We start from the raw sequence: 16,537 nt of genomic DNA, 5'->3' as shown, positions 1-16,537 counted from the left end.
GAGTATTTTGTTTTTAATACCTACATTAGTTGTTTTTGGTCAAGACTCGAGTTTAAAAGGAAAAGTAATCGATTCTAAAACTTTAAAACCATTAACAAATGTATTATTAACTATAGAAAGTACTAATGATGTTAAATTGTCAGGAGCAGATGGGTCCTTTAAATTTAACAAACTTCCTTCAGGTAACCATTCATTGATTGTTACTTTTAACGGTTACACTACACAAGTTTTTCAATTGGAATTAACCAAAGACGAATTACTAGACTTAGGAACAGTTATGATGGAAGAAGATGTAAAAATTGAGCAACAATTGAGTTTAGTTACTATCACAGATAATGACTTAAATGATGATGGTTCTGGTTCTGAAAGTACATCGGGTTTGTTGCAAGCATCAAGAGATTCTTATCAACAAGCAGCAGCATTTTCTTGGGGACAAGCACGATTCAGAATTCGTGGATTGGACAATGAGTATGGGCAAACCATGATCAATGGTGTTAAAATGAACAAAATGTATGATGGAAGACCTCAATGGAGTAACTGGGGAGGTTTAAATGATGCAACAAGAAATCAAGAATTCACAATGGGTATGGCTCCATCAGACTATACGTTTGGGGGTATATTAGGTACTCAAGAAATTAATACAAGAGCATCATTTTATAGAACAGGAACAAGGATTTCTTTTTCTAGTTCTAATACAAATTATAACTGGAGAACAATGGCAACTCATGCTTCAGGATTTGATAAAAACGGATGGGCATTTGTGGTTTCTGGTTCAAGAAGATGGGCTCAAGAAGGAGCGTTTGAAGGAACTACTTATAATGCAAATTCATTATTTGCTAGTGTTGAAAAGAAATTTAATGACAAACACTCTTTAAACTTCACCTCTATCTATGCAAAAAATAGAAGAGGTAAAAATTCGCCAAACACTAATGAAGTGAACAACTTAGCGGGTGTAAGATATAATTCATATTGGGGTTACCAAGACGGTGAACAAAGAAACTCAAGAATTAAAGATTTGGATGAACCAATAAACATGTTAAGTCATTATTGGAAAATCAACGAAAATGTAAAATTAAATACTAACGTTTCTTATCAAACAGGATCTGTTGGAAATAGTAGAATTGATTTTCAAGGGGTAAGTAATCCAGATCCTACTTATTATAGAAACTTACCAAGTTATTTTACATCTTATTATGAAAATGATCCTGCAACAGCTTTGTCTTTAGATCCAAATATTTATAACCCAGGAGGTCTTGGAGGTGTAAATATTCCAGATAATGAAGGAGCAGCTAATGCTAATTTTCTTACTCAACAACAAATTAATTGGAATGCAATGTATTTAACTAATACAATTCCAGTTACAAATGGTGATAATGTAGAAATTGGAAGAGCAGCTTCACAAAGTAGATATGTTTTATATGAAGATAGAACTGATGATAAAACATTTGCTGCGAACACTTTATTAGGAGCTCAATTATCAGAAAACGTTAGTTTAAATGCTGGAGTTAATTTCAGAAAATTAAAATCTCATAACTTCAAAAATCTTTTAGACTTATTAGGTGGTGCATATTATGAAGACATTAATACTTTTGGAAATAATGAATCTCAAACTATTTCTGATTTAAATAATCCTTACAGAAAAGTAGTAGAAGGTGATACTTATGGGTATAACTATAATATTGATGCTACAACGTTAGATGCTTTTACTCAATTTAAATTTACTTATAATAAAGTTGATTTTTATTTAGCTCAAACTTTTGTAAGATCTGAATACCAAAGAGAAGGTTTGTATAAAAACGGATATTATCCTTCAAATTCATTTGGAAAAAGTGAAAAAGTTGTTTTTGAAAACTTTGGTTTTAAAGGTGGATTAACATACAAAATTTCAGGAAGACAGTTATTAAATTTTAATAGTTTATACATGTCAAAAGCTCCAACAATTAGAAATACTTTTCCTAATTCTCGTGTAAATAATAATGTTGTATCAGGTTTAAGCAGTGAAAATGTTTCAAGTTTAGATGCTAGTTATATTATTAGAGCACCAAAATTAAAAGTTAGATTTACAGCGTTTTACTCTAAAATAAAAAATGCAACTGAAACTTCTTTCTTCTTTGCTGATGGTGTTTCAATTGATGATGGATCTGACGATACTACTGACCCAACTAGTAATTTTGTGGCAGAAACAGTTACTGGATTAGATAAAAAGAATATAGGAGCAGAATTTGGTTTTGAATATCAAATAACTTCAACTATTAAAGCATTAGTTAATGCTTCATATGGAGAATATACTTATGATAATAACCCAAATGTTACTTTAAATGTTGATGCTAGAGCTTCTGCAACGAATACTTATCCAGTTGCTAATTTTGGCGAGTCTAAATTAAAAGGCTTAAGACAACCAGGTATGCCACAACAAGCAGTTTCTTTAGGTTTAGAATATAGAGATCCTAAGTTTTGGTGGGTTGGAGCAAACGCTAACTATTTAGATGCAAATTACATTGATGTTGCACCAATTACAAGAACAAATAACTTCTTTAGAAACCCAACTGATATTAGTGGATTTGCTTATCCAGAAGCTACAGAAGAAAGAGCAAGAGAATTGTTAAAACAAGAAAAATTTGATAGCTTTATGCTAGTAAATTTACAAGGTGGAAAATCTTGGAGAATAAGTAAGAAAAACAGAAATACTGTTGGAGTCTTTGCTTCTATAAATAATATATTCGATATCACTTATAAAACAGGTGGTTTTGAACAAGCTAGAAATGCAACTTATAGAGATTTAAACCAAGATGCCGCATCTGGAAGTCCAGTTTTTGGATCTAAATATTTTTATGGTTTCGGAAGAAACTTCTTTGTTAACTGTTACTTAAATTTTTAAATTAAAAAAAATCGCAAAAATATGAAAACTACTATTTTAAAATCAGCTTTTATTTTAGCACTTTTTTCTGGTATTTTTACCAGTTGTGTTAAAGATGACAATTACGACATTCCTTATTTAGGATGTACAGAAACTTCATTAGTTAAAAACAAAGAAGTGTCACAAATTCCATTTTCAGCAACATTAACTCAATATGCAACAGACGATATTATTGAAGCTTATGTTACTTCAAGTGATGAAGGAGGGAATTTTTATAAATCAATTTCCTTTCAAACTTTAGACGGTTCAATTGGATTTAGTGTGCCTGTTGATGTTACTTCAACTTTTACAAATTTTGAGCCAGGAAGAAAAGTATTAATTAAATTAAAGGACTTGTATACTCAATCACCAACATCTTTTACGATTGGAAGATTAATAGGTGATATTTATAATGGTGGATCTTCTCCAGCAGTTGGAAGATTGTCTGAAGCAAAATATAAAAAAGCATTAAATCGTTCTTGTACAGTTGTGAGTGAAGAAGACTTAGTGCAACAAGTTACAATTAACGAAGCTAAAAATGATGCTTATTTAAATGTCTTAATCGAACTTGATGGTGTTCAATTTTCTGACGGAGCAATTGCTACAACTTATTTTGACCCAACAAATGTTATTGGTGGTGCTACAAATCATAGTGTAATTGACTTAGAGGGAAATTCAATGATTTTTAGAACTAGTGAATTTTCTAACTATGCTGGAAAACCTGTTGCAACGGGTAGTGGAAAATTAAGAGGGATCATGACTAAATATAATAGTGATTATCAATTTGTAATTAGAAGAGAGGGTGATATTAAATTTACTGAAACTAGATTTGCTCCTTTATTAAATGAAGGATTTGACAACACTACAACTTTTAGCACAAAATGGACTAAATTCAGTGTAACTGGAGCGCAAGAATGGGCTTTTAGTTCTACTTTTGGTAATCCAGGTGGAATGGTAAAAATGTCTGGTTATGCAGGGACAAATAATGCAAACGAAGATTGGTTAATTTCACCAAAACAAGATTTATCTACAATTACAACTGGTGCTAATTTAACTTTTGATAATGCATATAAATTTACAGGAAATGCTATTCAAGCGTATGTGTCTAACAATTATTCAGGTACAGGAAGTCCATACGCAACTGGAGTAACTTGGACAGAATTAACTGGATTTAATTTATCTACAGGTAATTATGTATGGGCTAGTTCTGGTATAATAAACATTACAGGATTTACTGGAGCTGGTAACAGTGCTGTTTATGTAGGTTTTAAATACACATCTACTACTACAGAAAGTTCTACTTGGGAAATTGATAATGTTAAAATTACCAAAATCTAAAACCTATAAATAAATCAATTTATTTTAAAGCGACTCAATTGAGTCGCTTTTTTTATTAGATAAATTCATTACTTTTGCAAATCAAAATTATCAATATGTCTTTAAAGAAAGCTTACCTCTATATTTTTCTTGTTTTATTAATTGATCAAATTTCTAAAGTCTATATCAAAACAAACTTTTTCCTAAATGAAGAAGTACCCGTTTTTGAATGGTTTAGAATTCATTTCATAGAAAATGAAGGAATGGCTTGGGGTGCAGAAATTCCTGGAGATTATGGAAAAATAATTTTAACCGTTTTTAGAATTTTTGCTGTTTTTGGAATTGCTTGGTGGTTGCAAGATTCTCTTAAAAAAAATAGTTCAAAATACTTAATAATTGCTATAATTTTAATTTTTGCTGGGGCTTTAGGAAATATTATTGATTCTGTGTTTTATGGCGTTCTTTTTAATGATAGTTATCATCAAGTAGCGACTTTATTTGCAGAAGATAATTATGGAACTTGGTTTCACGGTGAAGTTGTAGATATGTTTTATTTTCCTTTTATTCAAGATTATCCAATGCCAGAATGGGTTCCTTTTATTGGGGGAAAATCATTTACATTCTTTAATGCAATTTTCAATGTAGCTGATTTTGCTATTTCTGTTGGAGTTGGAATTCTAATTGTTTTCAATAAGAAAGCTTTTGGATCAATAGAAGACTAAAATCTAATTATTTGTTTAGGATTCACACAAAAATCTAATTTAATATCAGTTTCAAATACATCTTCAATTAATTCTTCTGGATCAAAGAAAGATAGTCCTATTTTAATTACATTAGGCTTGCATTCTGATAAAAACTTGTCATAAAATCCCTTTCCATAGCCAACTCTGTTTCCTTGCTTGTCATAAGCTAAAAGAGGCACAAAAACCACATCAATCATTTCTGTTGGAACGGACAAACCATTTATAGGTTCAGGAATATTATATTCGTTTTTCTTAATTTTAGTATTATCAGTTAAAAGAATATGATGCATTGAAGTTGTCTCAAAATCTGATTTAGAAATTACAATTTCTTTGTCTTTTGCTTGTAAAATAGTTAGAATATATTCAGAATTGACTTCTTTTTGTTCTTCAATAGGTAAGAAAATATGAAAATAAGTGTTTCCCCAAATGTCTAGTTTCAATAATTGATTGGCAATAGCTAAACTTTTTTCTTCAATTTCTTCAACTGAAAGTTTTTTTCTAGCTTCTTTGCTCTTTTTTCTAGCTTCTTTCTTCAACATACATAGTCGCTTTTAATTCGGCTATAAAAATAGTCAAATGTTCGACTTCAACATGATTCATCACCACAATTTTATACCATTTGTTTTTTCCATAATGTTCTTGTGGTACCAAATGGAATTTTTTGGCTAATACTTTAGGTACATATTCATCTTGAATCGTTACAATATTCATGTAAGGTTCTCTGAAGTATTTTACATTCAATTTATCCAATTCATCAAATAAAAATTGAGTTCGCATTTGCAAAACACTTGTTTTTTCAAACCAACCAAATGGACCATAAGTAAATAAAATCATCCAAACGGCAACAGCGTTTGCTCCAGAACGACTTCCGCAAAGGGTTAAATCCATGCCTTCTACATATTTAGCTTCTTTGGTGATTACATTTTCAATTAAGTTCTTTCTGCAAATAAAAATCCCTGTTCCATAAGGTGCTTGAAGCATTTTGTGAGCATCAATTGTAATAGAACTTATCTTTGGATTGCTGAAATTTATTTCTGAATTTTGATTGTTAAACGGATAAACAAATCCACCATAAGCACCATCAATATGTAATTTATAAGTTAATTGATGTTTTTCTAAAAGGGAAGTATAAGTTTCAGGATTGTCAACGGAACCAAACATAGTTGTTCCCATATTTGAAACTACAATGAAATATTTTTTACCGCTTGCTTTCGCGTTAAGCAATAATTCTTCTAGTTTATTTTCATCTATGTCTCTACTTTCAAAATGAACTGGAACACTAATTCTATCAATTTGAAGTAAATTAGCTCCTTTCGGAATAGAATAATGAGTATCTTCTGAAGCAACAAGAACAATTTCATCTAATTTTGCATCAAAGTCATTCATAAATAAATTACGATAAATCCAAAAAGCTTGAATGTTAGCTTCTGTTCCACCTGGAGCAATGTAGCCATCAAATTCGTTAGGTTTTGCTTTAAAAACATCTACGGCAAGCACATTTAAAACTTCTCTTTCAATTTCTTGTGTGCCTCCAAAAGCACTTTCAGAATCACCAAAAGTATGGCAGCCAATATTGTTTGGATTAGCCACGTAAGTTTGTAAAGTTGGTGCGTCTTTTAAGAAAGGTGCATCATCATAAAACACTTGTCCGTCTAATTTTGAAGCAGGATAACCCAGTGAAATATCTGTAGAAAAATTGATGTTATTTTGAAGGGCTTGTTCAATTCTGTTTTTTCTTTCCTCTTGTGAAAGCTTTTTCCAATAGTGCATTTTGCTAGTTTTGAGGACAAAACTAACTTTTTTTAATAGCTTAAAACATGATAAATGTTAGCTTTGGCTTTCTAATTTAGTGGAAATATGAAAAACAGCATCTCCTTGATAAACAATTGGTGCGTCATTCACATTAATTATGTAACCATCATTTGGGGCTTTTAGTTTGTGTTCTACTTTTCCATAAGGATCAGAAATCATAGCCAAAACATCTCCTTTTTTTACAAAACTACCAACAGTTATTAATCCATGAAACATTCCTGAAAAATTTGCTCTTACCCAATTTGATTTTTCTATAAATAAGGTTTCTTCATTTTTAAGTATAGCTTCTAGTTTAGGATTTAACATATCTAAATGTGCCAAAAAACGTTTTGAACCTTGAATTCCATCTTCAGTTATCATATCATTTAAATCCAAAGATTTTCCTCCTTCAAACAATAACATTTTAACACCTAATTTTGTAGATGAATTTCTAAAAGAACCAGAAATATTTTTAGAATATAAGGTGAAAGGTGAATTAAAAACCGAAGCTAATTCTTTTAATTCTGGACTATTGGGTGCAATTCTAATTTGCGGTGCATTAAAACGACTTGCTCCACCAGCGTGAAAATCAACAGCATAATCTACTTTTGGGATAATTTCTGAAACCAAAAAATGAGCAAATCTACTAGCTAATGAACCATTTTTGCTACCAGGGAAAACACGATTTAAATCTCGTTTATCTGGAAACTCTCTGGATTGATTAATAAATCCAAAAATATTGATGATTGGAATACAAATTATGGTTCCTATTTTAGGTTTGTTGATTTTTTTTCTTATAATTTGACGTACAATTTCAGTTCCGTTAATTTCATCACCATGCAAACAAGCACTAAATAAAACCGTTGGACCATCTATTTTTGATCGCTCAATAATTACAGGAACTTTAAGCTTTGTCATGGTGTGTAATTTTGCAATTTCAACATCTATGGTTTTACTTTCTCCAGGCAAAATTGTTTCTCCTAAAAGTTCTATAATTTTATTCTTTTTCATAAACCTATAATAAGTGTTAAAAGTAGTAATTTCAAGAATAGAAAATAGTAGTACAATAAAAATCTATGTAAATTTGTGGATTAAGTGCTACAAAATAAATAAATGAACAATCCATCACTCGAACTTCAAATTCAAACTCTACCTGATAATCCTGGTGTCTATCAATATTTTGATAAAGACGACAAGATTTTATATGTAGGTAAAGCGAAAAACCTAAAAAAGAGAGTTTCGAGTTATTTTAATAAAAATCATGATAATTATAAGACTAGTGTTTTAGTTAAAAAGATAGTTTTGATTAGGCATATTGTAGTCGCAACAGAATCTGATGCTTTGTTGTTGGAAAATAATCTAATTAAAAAACTTCAACCGCGTTATAATATTCTATTAAAAGACGACAAAACTTATCCTTGGATTTGTATTAAAAATGAACCTTTTTCTAGAATTTTTCCAACAAGAAGAGTTACAAAAGATGGTTCAGAATATTATGGCCCTTATACCAATTTTAAAATTGTGAATACGATTTTAGAAATGATAAAAGAATTATATCCTTTAAGAACATGTAATTACGATTTATCTCAAGCTAATATTAAATCAGGAAAATATAAAGTTTGTTTAGAATATCATATTGGCAATTGCAAAGGACCTTGTGAAGGATTAGAATCTTTAGAAAATTATCACAAACAAGTAGAAGCTATTCGTCAAATTTTAAAAGGAAACTTCAAGGATAGTTTGAAAGAATTCAAAATTCAAATGAAAGCTTTTGCTGAAGATATGCAATTTGAAGCTGCTCAAAAAGTCAAAGAAAAAATTGAAGTTTTAGAAAATTATCAAGCAAAATCTACTGTATTAAATCCAAAATTATCTAGTATTGATGTTTTTTCAATTGTCTCAGATGAAACTATGGCTTATGTCAATTTCTTGCAAATTTCTCATGGTGCAATTGTGCGTTCTCATACAATGGAAATCAAGAAAAAACTAGAAGAAACAGATGAAGAACTTTTAGAACTTGCTGTTGTTGAACTTAGAGAACGATTCAAATTATTGTCTAGAGAAATTATTTTGCCTTTCCCATTATCTTTAGGTGAAAATTTAAAAATAACAGTTCCACAATTAGGAGATAAAAGGCAAATATTAGATTTATCGATTCGAAATGCCAAATATTATAGAATGGATCAGTTGAAACAAATCAAAATTGTTGATCCAGACAGACATACCAATAGAATCATGGCTCAAATGAAAAAAGATTTACGTCTTTCGGTTGAACCTAGACACATTGAGTGTTTTGATAACTCTAATATTCAAGGTACAAATCCGGTTTCCGCTTGTGTGGTTTTTAAAGATGGAAAGCCAAGTAAAAAAGATTATCGTCATTTCAATATTAAAACGGTTGAAGGTCCAGATGATTTTGCTTCCATGGAAGAGGTTGTTTACAGAAGATACAAGCGTTTGATGGATGAAAACCAACCTTTACCTCAGTTAATTATTATTGATGGTGGAAAAGGACAGTTGTCTTCAGCGTTAAAAAGTCTAGATGATTTAGGTTTAAGGGGAAAAATTGCCATAGTCGGAATTGCAAAACGTCTTGAAGAACTCTTTTACCCTGGTGATTCTGTTCCACTATATTTAGATAAAAAATCTGAAAGCTTGAAAATAATTCAATTTCTGAGAAATGAAGCACATAGATTCGGAATAACACATCATCGTGATAAAAGAAGTAAAGCTGCTTTAACCAATTCACTAGAATCCATTCCAGGAATTGGAGAAAAAACCATGATAACGTTACTAAAACATTTCAAAAGTGTTAAAAGATTGCAATTAGCATCAGAAAAAGAAATTTCTGATGTTATAGGACTTTCAAAAGCCAAAAAAATTACCGAATTTTACAAAGTAAAAGAAAATTAAAATTTTGAAAATTAACAACATAGAAATAAAAGCAAAGAAAAAGGAGAATAAACTTCTCTTGAAGCCTTATGCTTTTATATTTCTCTCTTCTTTCTTCTTTCTTCTCTTTTCTTCTTCAACTTATGCTCAAGATTCTATAAAAAAACCAAAAATCGGATTAGTACTTTCCGGTGGTGGAGCAAAAGGATTGGCTCATATTGGCGTTTTAAAAGTTATAGATTCTCTCAACATTAAAATTGATTATATTGGTGGAACAAGCATGGGCGCAATAATTGGGGGATTATATGCTTCTGGTTATTCTGGAAAAGAAATTGAATATGCTTTCTCTCAAATGGACGTTGAAAAGTTGATTCAAGATTTTGTACCAAGAAGTTCTAAAGGATTTAATCAAAAAAAGAACGATGAGTTGTATATTTTGACCTTACCTTTTAAAAATTTTAAGATTTCTTCTCCAAGGGGTTTGTCCAAAGGAATGTATAATTTCAATACTTTATCACAATTAACTTATCATGTAAGAGATATAAAAGATTTTAGTAAATTGCCTATTCCTTTTTTTTGTGTAGCAACAGATATTGAAACGGGTGATGAAGTTTTATTAAAGAAAGGAACTTTATCTGAGGCTATGATAGCTAGTGGAGCTTTGCCTACACTTTATAATCCAGTAGAACTTGATGGCAAATTGCTAGTTGATGGAGGTGTCAAAAATAATTACCCCGTAGAAGAACTTAGAAAATTGGGTGCCAATATAATAATTGGTGTTGATGTTCAAGAGGGTTTAAAAGATAGATTAGAATTACAAAGCGTGACAAGTGTTTTAATGCAAATTTCAAATTTTAATACTATTGAAAAAATGCACAATAAAATACTTTTAACCGATGTTTATATTAAACCAGATGTAAAAGGCATGTCTGTTCTATCTTTTGACAAAAGTGAGGAAATCATTAAAAAAGGTAAAGAAGCAGCGGTTAATCAAACAGAGAAATTAGTTAAACTTCAATCCAAAAATAACATTCAGAAAGAAAAAATTGAAGTTAATGATTCAATTACTATAAAAAACCTTAGTATTAATAGTCTTAATAATTATACAAGAGCCTATGTTCTGGGTAAGCTAAATTTCAAACAAAACAATAAAATTACTTTTAAAAAATTTGAAAAAGGGATAAATGGACTAAATGCTACAGATAATTTTGCATCAATATTATACAGTTTTGACGACAAAAACAATTTAACATTCAGTTTAAAAGAAAATCAAATAAACACATTTATCAAATTCGGATTACATTATGATGATTTATATAAAAGTGCATTATTAGTCAATCTTACACAAAAAAAATTACTTTCTAAAAATGATGTAGCTTCTTTAGATATTGCGCTTGGAGATAATTTTAGATATAATTTTGATTATTATATTGATAATGGTTTTTATTGGAGTTTTGGAATTAATTCAAGATTAAACACATTTAATAAAAACATACAGAACGATTTTAACGACGGAACTACTTTAACAAACTTAGATATTAATTCAATTAATATAGATTTTTCTGATTTTTCAAATCAAATATTTGTTGAAACAATTTTTAGTAAGTTGTTTTTAATTGGAACAGGAGTAGAATTAAAACATTTAAAAATTGAATCTCCAACTTTACAAAATATAACACCAGTTTTTGACAAAAGCGATTACTTTTCTGTTTTTGGTACTATTAAATATGATTCTTTTGATAAAAAATATTTTCCAAAATCGGGCTGGTACATAAATGGAGAAATAAAATCATATTTATTTTCTTCAAATTTTAACAACAACTTCGAACGTTTTTCAACCATAAAAGGAGATGTTGGAATAGTAAAAACATTTTATCAAAAATTATCAGTAAAACTACAATCAGAATTAGGTTCAATTATCGGAGAGAGAACGACACCTTATTTTGATTTTATTTTGGGAGGTTACGGCTATAATAAAATTAATAATTTTCAGCACTTTGTTGGGTATGATTACCTTAGTTTGTCTGGAAGTAGTTATATTAAAGGATCTGTAATGTTAGAATATGAGATTTTTAAAAAGAATTACTTTAATTTTACAGCTAATTATGCCAATCTTGGAAATAGAATTTTCGAATCTACAAGTTGGTTTTCCCAACCAAAGTATTCTGGTTATGCCTTTGGGTATGGTTATGATTCGTTAATTGGACCTATAGAAATTAAACATTCTTGGTCACCCGAGACAAGAGATCATTATACTTGGTTTAGTATTGGGTACTGGTTTTAAATAAAATCAATTATTTTTCCGATATTTGTGTAATGAAAAAATGGGACAACTTATTAGCACACTTAAAATTCCTCATCAAGAGAAATCCTGAATGAAGTAAATTCTTTTTGATTGTTCACTAAAGTTATGGATAACCAAACTTTTAAGCTTTTAAACTTTTAAACAAAAAGAAAATGCCACTATATCACACCTTAGGAAAAATTCCACCTAAACGTCATACACAATTTCGCAAACCAAATGGCGATTTATATTATGAACAACTATTTGGAACAGTAGGATTTGATGGAATGTCAACAAACTCCTATCACGAACAAAGACCAACGCAAGTAAAAGAAATTAAAAAACAATATAGCGTTGCACCAAAAATTGCCAAAGAAAACAATATCCAATCCTACAAATTAAAAGGTTTTCAAGTAAGTCCAGAAAAAGATTTCCTAGAAAGTAGAAAAATTGTGCTTACAAATTCAGATTGTCATATTGTACTTTCTGCACCACAAAACAAAACCACAGAATATTTCTATAAAAATACCGATTCAGATGAAATGATTTTTATTCATAAAGGATCTGGAAAACTCAGAACTATTTATGGAAATATAGATTTCAAATATGGTGATTACTTAATTATTCCAAGAGGAATCATCTATAAAATGGATTTTGATACAGAAGATAATCGTCATTTTATTGTCGAATCTCGTAGACCAATTTATACCCCAAAACGCTATAGAAACTGGTTTGGACAACTTTTAGAACATTCTCCTTTTTGTGAAAGAGATATTCGTCGTCCATATGAAATAGAAACTAATAATGAATCAGGTGAATTTGTTATAAAAGTAAAAAAGAAAGATGAAATCATAGAAATGGTTTATGCCTCTCACCCTTTTGATGTTGTAGGCTATGATGGATATAATTACCCTTATGCTTTCTCTATTCACGATTTCGAACCTATTACCGGAAGAATACATCAACCACCACCAGTGCATCAAACTTTTGAAACCGATGCTTTTGTGATTTGTTCTTTTGTACCAAGGTTATACGATTATCATCCAGATTCTATTCCTGCACCGTACAATCATAGTAATATAGATTCTGATGAAGTGCTATATTATGTTGATGGTGATTTTATGAGCAGAAATGATGTCGAACCCGGAAATATTTCCCTTCATCCTGCTGGAATTCCACACGGACCACATCCAGGTGCAACAGAAAGAAGTATCGGAAAAACGGAAACAAAAGAATTAGCCGTTATGGTAGACACTTTTAAACCGTTAATGGTCACAGAAGAAGCGATGAAGATTGCAGATGAAACGTATTTTCAATCTTGGTTAGATAAATGAAAGAATAAAAAATAGAGAGAAAAGAGAAAACACTTTTCAAATTTAAAATATAATAGAATTTTGAAAGAATAGTATTAGACAATAAATAGTCTTAATATTTAATGCTTTCATCTTAATACTAAAATAATGAGTAAAGAAGTAAAATCAGTAAACTACGGTTTAGAAAAAATATTTGAAGGAGCACAAGATTTCCTTCCTTTAATGGGAACAGATTATGTAGAGTTTTATGTAGGTAATGCAAAACAAGCAGCCCATTTCTACAAAACAGCTTTTGGATTTCAATCACATGCTTACGCGGGATTAGAAACTGGTGTTAGAGATAGAGCTTCATACGTGTTAAAACAAGACAAAATCCGTTTAGTTTTAACCACTGCGTTAAAAAGTGACTCCTTAATTGGAGAACACGTAAAAAAACATGGTGATGGTGTTAAAATTGTTGCCCTTTGGGTAGAAGATGCTCGTTCAGCTTATGAAGAAACCATGAAAAGAGGTGCAAAATCATATATGGAACCAACCGTTGAAAAAGACGAAAATGGTGAAGTAGTTCGTGCCGGAATTTATACTTATGGAGAAACGGTTCATATGTTTGTAGAACGCAAAAACTATAAGGGTGAATTTTTACCAGGTTACAAAAAATGGGAATCAGATTATAATCCAAAACCAACGGGTCTAAAATATATTGACCATATGGTTGGAAATGTAGGATGGAACGAAATGAATACATGGGTAAAATGGTATGAAGATGTTATGGGATTTGTAAATTTCCTTTCATTTGATGACAAACAAATTACTACAGAGTATTCAGCTTTAATGTCTAAGGTAATGTCTAATGGTAATGGTAGAATCAAATTTCCAATCAACGAACCAGCTGAAGGAAAGAAAAAATCACAAATTGAAGAATATTTAGATTTTTACGAGGGTTCAGGAGTTCAGCATATTGCAGTTGCTACCGATGATATTTTGACAACTGTTGCTGATATGCGTTCGAGAGGAATTGAGTTTTTGAGCACACCACCTCAAGCTTATTATGATGATGTTCCATTACGTTTGGAGAAACACAATCATAAACTTCAAGAAGATATCGATAAGTTGATGAGTCTTGGAATAATGATTGATGCAGATGAAGAAGGCTATTTGTTGCAAATTTTTACAAAACCAATTGAAGATAGACCAACTTTATTCTTTGAAATAATTCAACGAATGGGTGCAAAAGGATTTGGTGCAGGGAACTTTAAAGCGCTTTTTGAGTCAATTGAGAGAGAACAAGCATTGAGAGGAACACTATAAAAACACGTTATTTTTTCACATTATCAAAAAAAAACCAATATCTATAATGAAAGTTTAATAGAATGTGTTAAAGTTGAAAAAAGATTAGAGATAATTCAAAAAACACTTACCTTTGCACTCGCAAAAATGAGGGAAGTGGTTTTCTCTTAATTTTTATATAAGTTTTCATAATTTATAGTTTTTTGGTTGGTTAATAGCATAAAAACGCAGTACTTTTTTGGACTGCGTTTTTTTGTTTTGTAAGTTTGGTACAGAAATTGCATTTTCTATCTAAAAGAAAAACAAAATGTCATGAAAAAATTTATTTTATTAACCCTTGTATTCATATTTACAAATTCATTTACTCAAAAAGAAGACTCTTTTACAACGGGTGAATATTTTAAGCTAAGGATTCATTACGGATTAGTTACAGCAGGTTATGCGACTTTAGAAATTAAAGAAGCTACCAGAAATAATAAAAAAGTGCATCATGTAGTCGGGAAAGGTTATACAACCGGACTTACAAAAGCTTTCTTTAAAGTAAGTGATGATTATCAAAGTTTTTTTGATAAAGAAACAGGTAAACCGTACCAGTTTTTAAGAAAAATTGATGAAGGTGGATATAAAAAATACCAAGAAGGATTTTTTAATCAAAACAACAATTCAGTTTTTATAAAAGACTATAAAAATAACACAGAAAAAACATTTAAAGTTCCAGAAAATGTGCAAGATATTGTTTCTTCATTTTATTATTTAAGAAATCATCAAGATATTGACAAACTTAAAGAAGGTGAGTCAATCTCAATAGATATGTTTTTCGACGATGAAACAACAAAGTTTAAGCTAAAATATATTGGAAAAGAAGATATAAGTACTAAATTTGGAGAAGTTTCTTGTATGGTGTTTAGACCTTTAGTTCAAGCAGGTAGAGTTTTTAAAGAAGAGGAAAGTTTAACTATCTGGGTTTCAGACGATGAAAACAAAATTCCTGTTCGAATTAAAGCTAGTTTAGCTGTGGGTTCAATAAAAGCTGATCTTAACGAATATAAAGGACTAAAACATACGTTTAAAGTCAAAAAATAACATAAATGGAAATAAATCCAGAAATTGAAAAAAAAATTCAACTTTTAGATGAAAAGTTTCAAAAAATAGATCAAAAAACAGAAACGCATTTAGAAGGTCTTCTTTGGGCAAAACCAATAACTTATTGGGATTATATTCAAACAGATGCACTTTTAAATCTTCAAACTCAAAGAACAACTTTGCCTGATGAAATGGTTTTCATTATGTACCATCAGGTAAATGAGTTATTGTTTAAAATGATACTTTGGGAAATGCACCAATTATGTCATACTGAAAAACCTCAAACCGATTTCTTTACGGAAAGATTAATGCGAATTTCGCGTTATTTTGATATGCTTACCACATCATTTGATATTATGGGTGATGGAATGGAAGTAGATCAATATATGAAATTCAGAAACACTTTAACTCCAGCAAGTGGTTTTCAAAGTGCACAGTATCGATTAATTGAATTTGCTTCAACAGATTTAATAAACCTTATTGATCATAGATTTAGAGCTACAATTGATAGAAATACCCCATTTGAACACGCTTTTGAACATTTATATTGGCAAGCAGCTGGAAAAGATCACGCTACTGGTAAAAAATCATTTCTTATTTTAGAATTTGAACGCAAATATAAAGCTGAATTTCTTCGTCACATGGAAGAATACAACACAATCAATATTTGGCAAAAATTTAAACAATTACCAGTAAACGATCAAAAAAATCCAGAGTTAATTAAAGCAATGCGTCATTTAGATAAAACGGTCAATATTACTTGGGTTATGGGGCATCTAAATGCTGCTAAAAAATATATTGGTGGTGGTGAAGCAACTGGTGGTAGTAATTGGCAAAAATACATGCATCCAAAATACCAACGAAGGATATTTTTCCCAGAATTATGGACTGAAGATGAATTAGCAACTTGGGGTGAATAACCTGATAACAC

Annotated in this window: 12 protein-coding genes; 9 read left to right on the top strand and 3 right to left on the bottom strand. The window is 30.2% G+C overall.

From position 1 onward, the window contains the following. The 3 genes from AACZ53_RS03205 to AACZ53_RS03195 all read left to right on the top strand — a co-directional run. A partial coding sequence (locus AACZ53_RS03205; RefSeq protein WP_339834710.1) for a TonB-dependent receptor occupies positions 1–2,878 on the top strand: 2,878 nt, incomplete at its 5' end. A gap of 21 nt (positions 2,879–2,899) precedes the next feature. After that, a complete protein-coding gene (locus tag AACZ53_RS03200; protein ID WP_339834708.1) occupies positions 2,900–4,234 on the top strand; it encodes a DUF5689 domain-containing protein in 1,335 nt (444 codons plus the stop codon). Between the two features lie 95 nt (positions 4,235–4,329). Continuing rightward, the gene (locus AACZ53_RS03195) at positions 4,330–4,935 is read left to right on the top strand and encodes a lipoprotein signal peptidase (protein ID WP_339834705.1); all 606 of its coding nucleotides are present in this window, start codon (positions 4,330–4,332) and stop codon (positions 4,933–4,935) included. On the opposite strand, the gene AACZ53_RS03190 is transcribed toward AACZ53_RS03195, so the two are convergent. The 3 genes from AACZ53_RS03190 to AACZ53_RS03180 are packed head-to-tail and all read right to left on the bottom strand — an operon-like array spanning position 4,932 to position 7,758. Next, a complete protein-coding gene (locus AACZ53_RS03190; RefSeq protein WP_339834702.1) occupies positions 4,932–5,495 on the bottom strand; it encodes a 5-formyltetrahydrofolate cyclo-ligase in 564 nt (187 codons plus the stop codon). The two genes, AACZ53_RS03195 and AACZ53_RS03190, sit on opposite strands and share 4 nt — an antisense overlap. After that, positions 5,476–6,726: a pyridoxal-dependent decarboxylase gene (locus AACZ53_RS03185; protein ID WP_339834699.1), complete on the bottom strand. Its 1,251-nt coding sequence runs from the start codon at positions 6,724–6,726 to the stop codon at positions 5,476–5,478. The genes AACZ53_RS03190 and AACZ53_RS03185 overlap by 20 nt, the downstream gene beginning before the upstream one ends. Positions 6,727–6,783: 57 nt before the next feature. Beyond that, a complete protein-coding gene (locus tag AACZ53_RS03180) occupies positions 6,784–7,758 on the bottom strand; it encodes a succinylglutamate desuccinylase/aspartoacylase family protein (RefSeq protein WP_339834696.1) in 975 nt (324 codons plus the stop codon). 102 nt (positions 7,759–7,860) lie between these two features. On the opposite strand from AACZ53_RS03180, the gene uvrC reads away from it, so the two are divergent. The 6 genes from uvrC to AACZ53_RS03150 all read left to right on the top strand — a co-directional run bounded on the left by uvrC (position 7,861) and on the right by AACZ53_RS03150 (position 16,526). Beyond that, on the top strand, positions 7,861–9,660 hold the full coding sequence (gene uvrC, locus AACZ53_RS03175; RefSeq protein ID WP_339834693.1) for an excinuclease ABC subunit UvrC: 1,800 nt from the start codon (positions 7,861–7,863) through the stop codon (positions 9,658–9,660). A gap of 4 nt (positions 9,661–9,664) precedes the next feature. Then, positions 9,665–11,923: a patatin-like phospholipase family protein gene (locus AACZ53_RS03170; protein ID WP_339834690.1), complete on the top strand. Its 2,259-nt coding sequence runs from the start codon at positions 9,665–9,667 to the stop codon at positions 11,921–11,923. Between the two features lie 173 nt (positions 11,924–12,096). Next, positions 12,097–13,257 (top strand): homogentisate 1,2-dioxygenase, encoded by a 1,161-nt coding sequence (locus tag AACZ53_RS03165; protein ID WP_339834687.1) that lies wholly within the window; start codon positions 12,097–12,099, stop codon positions 13,255–13,257. Positions 13,258–13,383: 126 nt separating this feature from the next. After that, complete coding sequence (gene hppD, locus AACZ53_RS03160) at positions 13,384–14,544, top strand: 4-hydroxyphenylpyruvate dioxygenase (protein WP_339834684.1); 1,161 nt, start codon at positions 13,384–13,386, stop codon at positions 14,542–14,544. 291 nt (positions 14,545–14,835) lie between these two features. Then, positions 14,836–15,606 carry a DUF3108 domain-containing protein gene (locus AACZ53_RS03155; protein ID WP_339834681.1) on the top strand — a complete coding sequence of 257 codons (771 nt, stop codon included), beginning with the start codon at positions 14,836–14,838 and terminating at the stop codon, positions 15,604–15,606. Between the two features lie 5 nt (positions 15,607–15,611). Next, positions 15,612–16,526: a tryptophan 2,3-dioxygenase family protein gene (locus tag AACZ53_RS03150; RefSeq protein WP_339834678.1), complete on the top strand. Its 915-nt coding sequence runs from the start codon at positions 15,612–15,614 to the stop codon at positions 16,524–16,526. The last annotated feature ends 11 nt before the right edge of the window (positions 16,527–16,537 follow it).

It is taken from the genome of uncultured Flavobacterium sp. (assembly GCF_963975005.1).
GTDB lineage: Bacteria > Bacteroidota > Bacteroidia > Flavobacteriales > Flavobacteriaceae > Flavobacterium.
The sequence above is the reverse complement of the archived record's forward strand: the minus strand, read 5'-3'. Positions and strand labels throughout refer to the sequence as shown.

Excerpts from the sequence above, each read along its gene's own strand:
- AACZ53_RS03200 (WP_339834708.1), top strand. The coding sequence starts at position 2,900 with ATGAAAACTACTATTTTAAAATCAGCTTTTATTTTAGCACTTTTTTCT.
- AACZ53_RS03195 (WP_339834705.1), top strand. The coding sequence starts at position 4,330 with ATGTCTTTAAAGAAAGCTTACCTCTATATTTTTCTTGTTTTATTAATT.
- AACZ53_RS03190 (WP_339834702.1), bottom strand. The coding sequence starts at position 5,495 with ATGTTGAAGAAAGAAGCTAGAAAAAAGAGCAAAGAAGCTAGAAAAAAA.
- AACZ53_RS03185 (WP_339834699.1), bottom strand. The coding sequence starts at position 6,726 with ATGCACTATTGGAAAAAGCTTTCACAAGAGGAAAGAAAAAACAGAATT.
- AACZ53_RS03180 (WP_339834696.1), bottom strand. The coding sequence starts at position 7,758 with ATGAAAAAGAATAAAATTATAGAACTTTTAGGAGAAACAATTTTGCCT.
- uvrC (WP_339834693.1), top strand. The coding sequence starts at position 7,861 with ATGAACAATCCATCACTCGAACTTCAAATTCAAACTCTACCTGATAAT.
- AACZ53_RS03165 (WP_339834687.1), top strand. The coding sequence starts at position 12,097 with ATGCCACTATATCACACCTTAGGAAAAATTCCACCTAAACGTCATACA.
- hppD (WP_339834684.1), top strand. The coding sequence starts at position 13,384 with ATGAGTAAAGAAGTAAAATCAGTAAACTACGGTTTAGAAAAAATATTT.
- AACZ53_RS03155 (WP_339834681.1), top strand. The coding sequence starts at position 14,836 with ATGAAAAAATTTATTTTATTAACCCTTGTATTCATATTTACAAATTCA.
- AACZ53_RS03150 (WP_339834678.1), top strand. The coding sequence starts at position 15,612 with ATGGAAATAAATCCAGAAATTGAAAAAAAAATTCAACTTTTAGATGAA.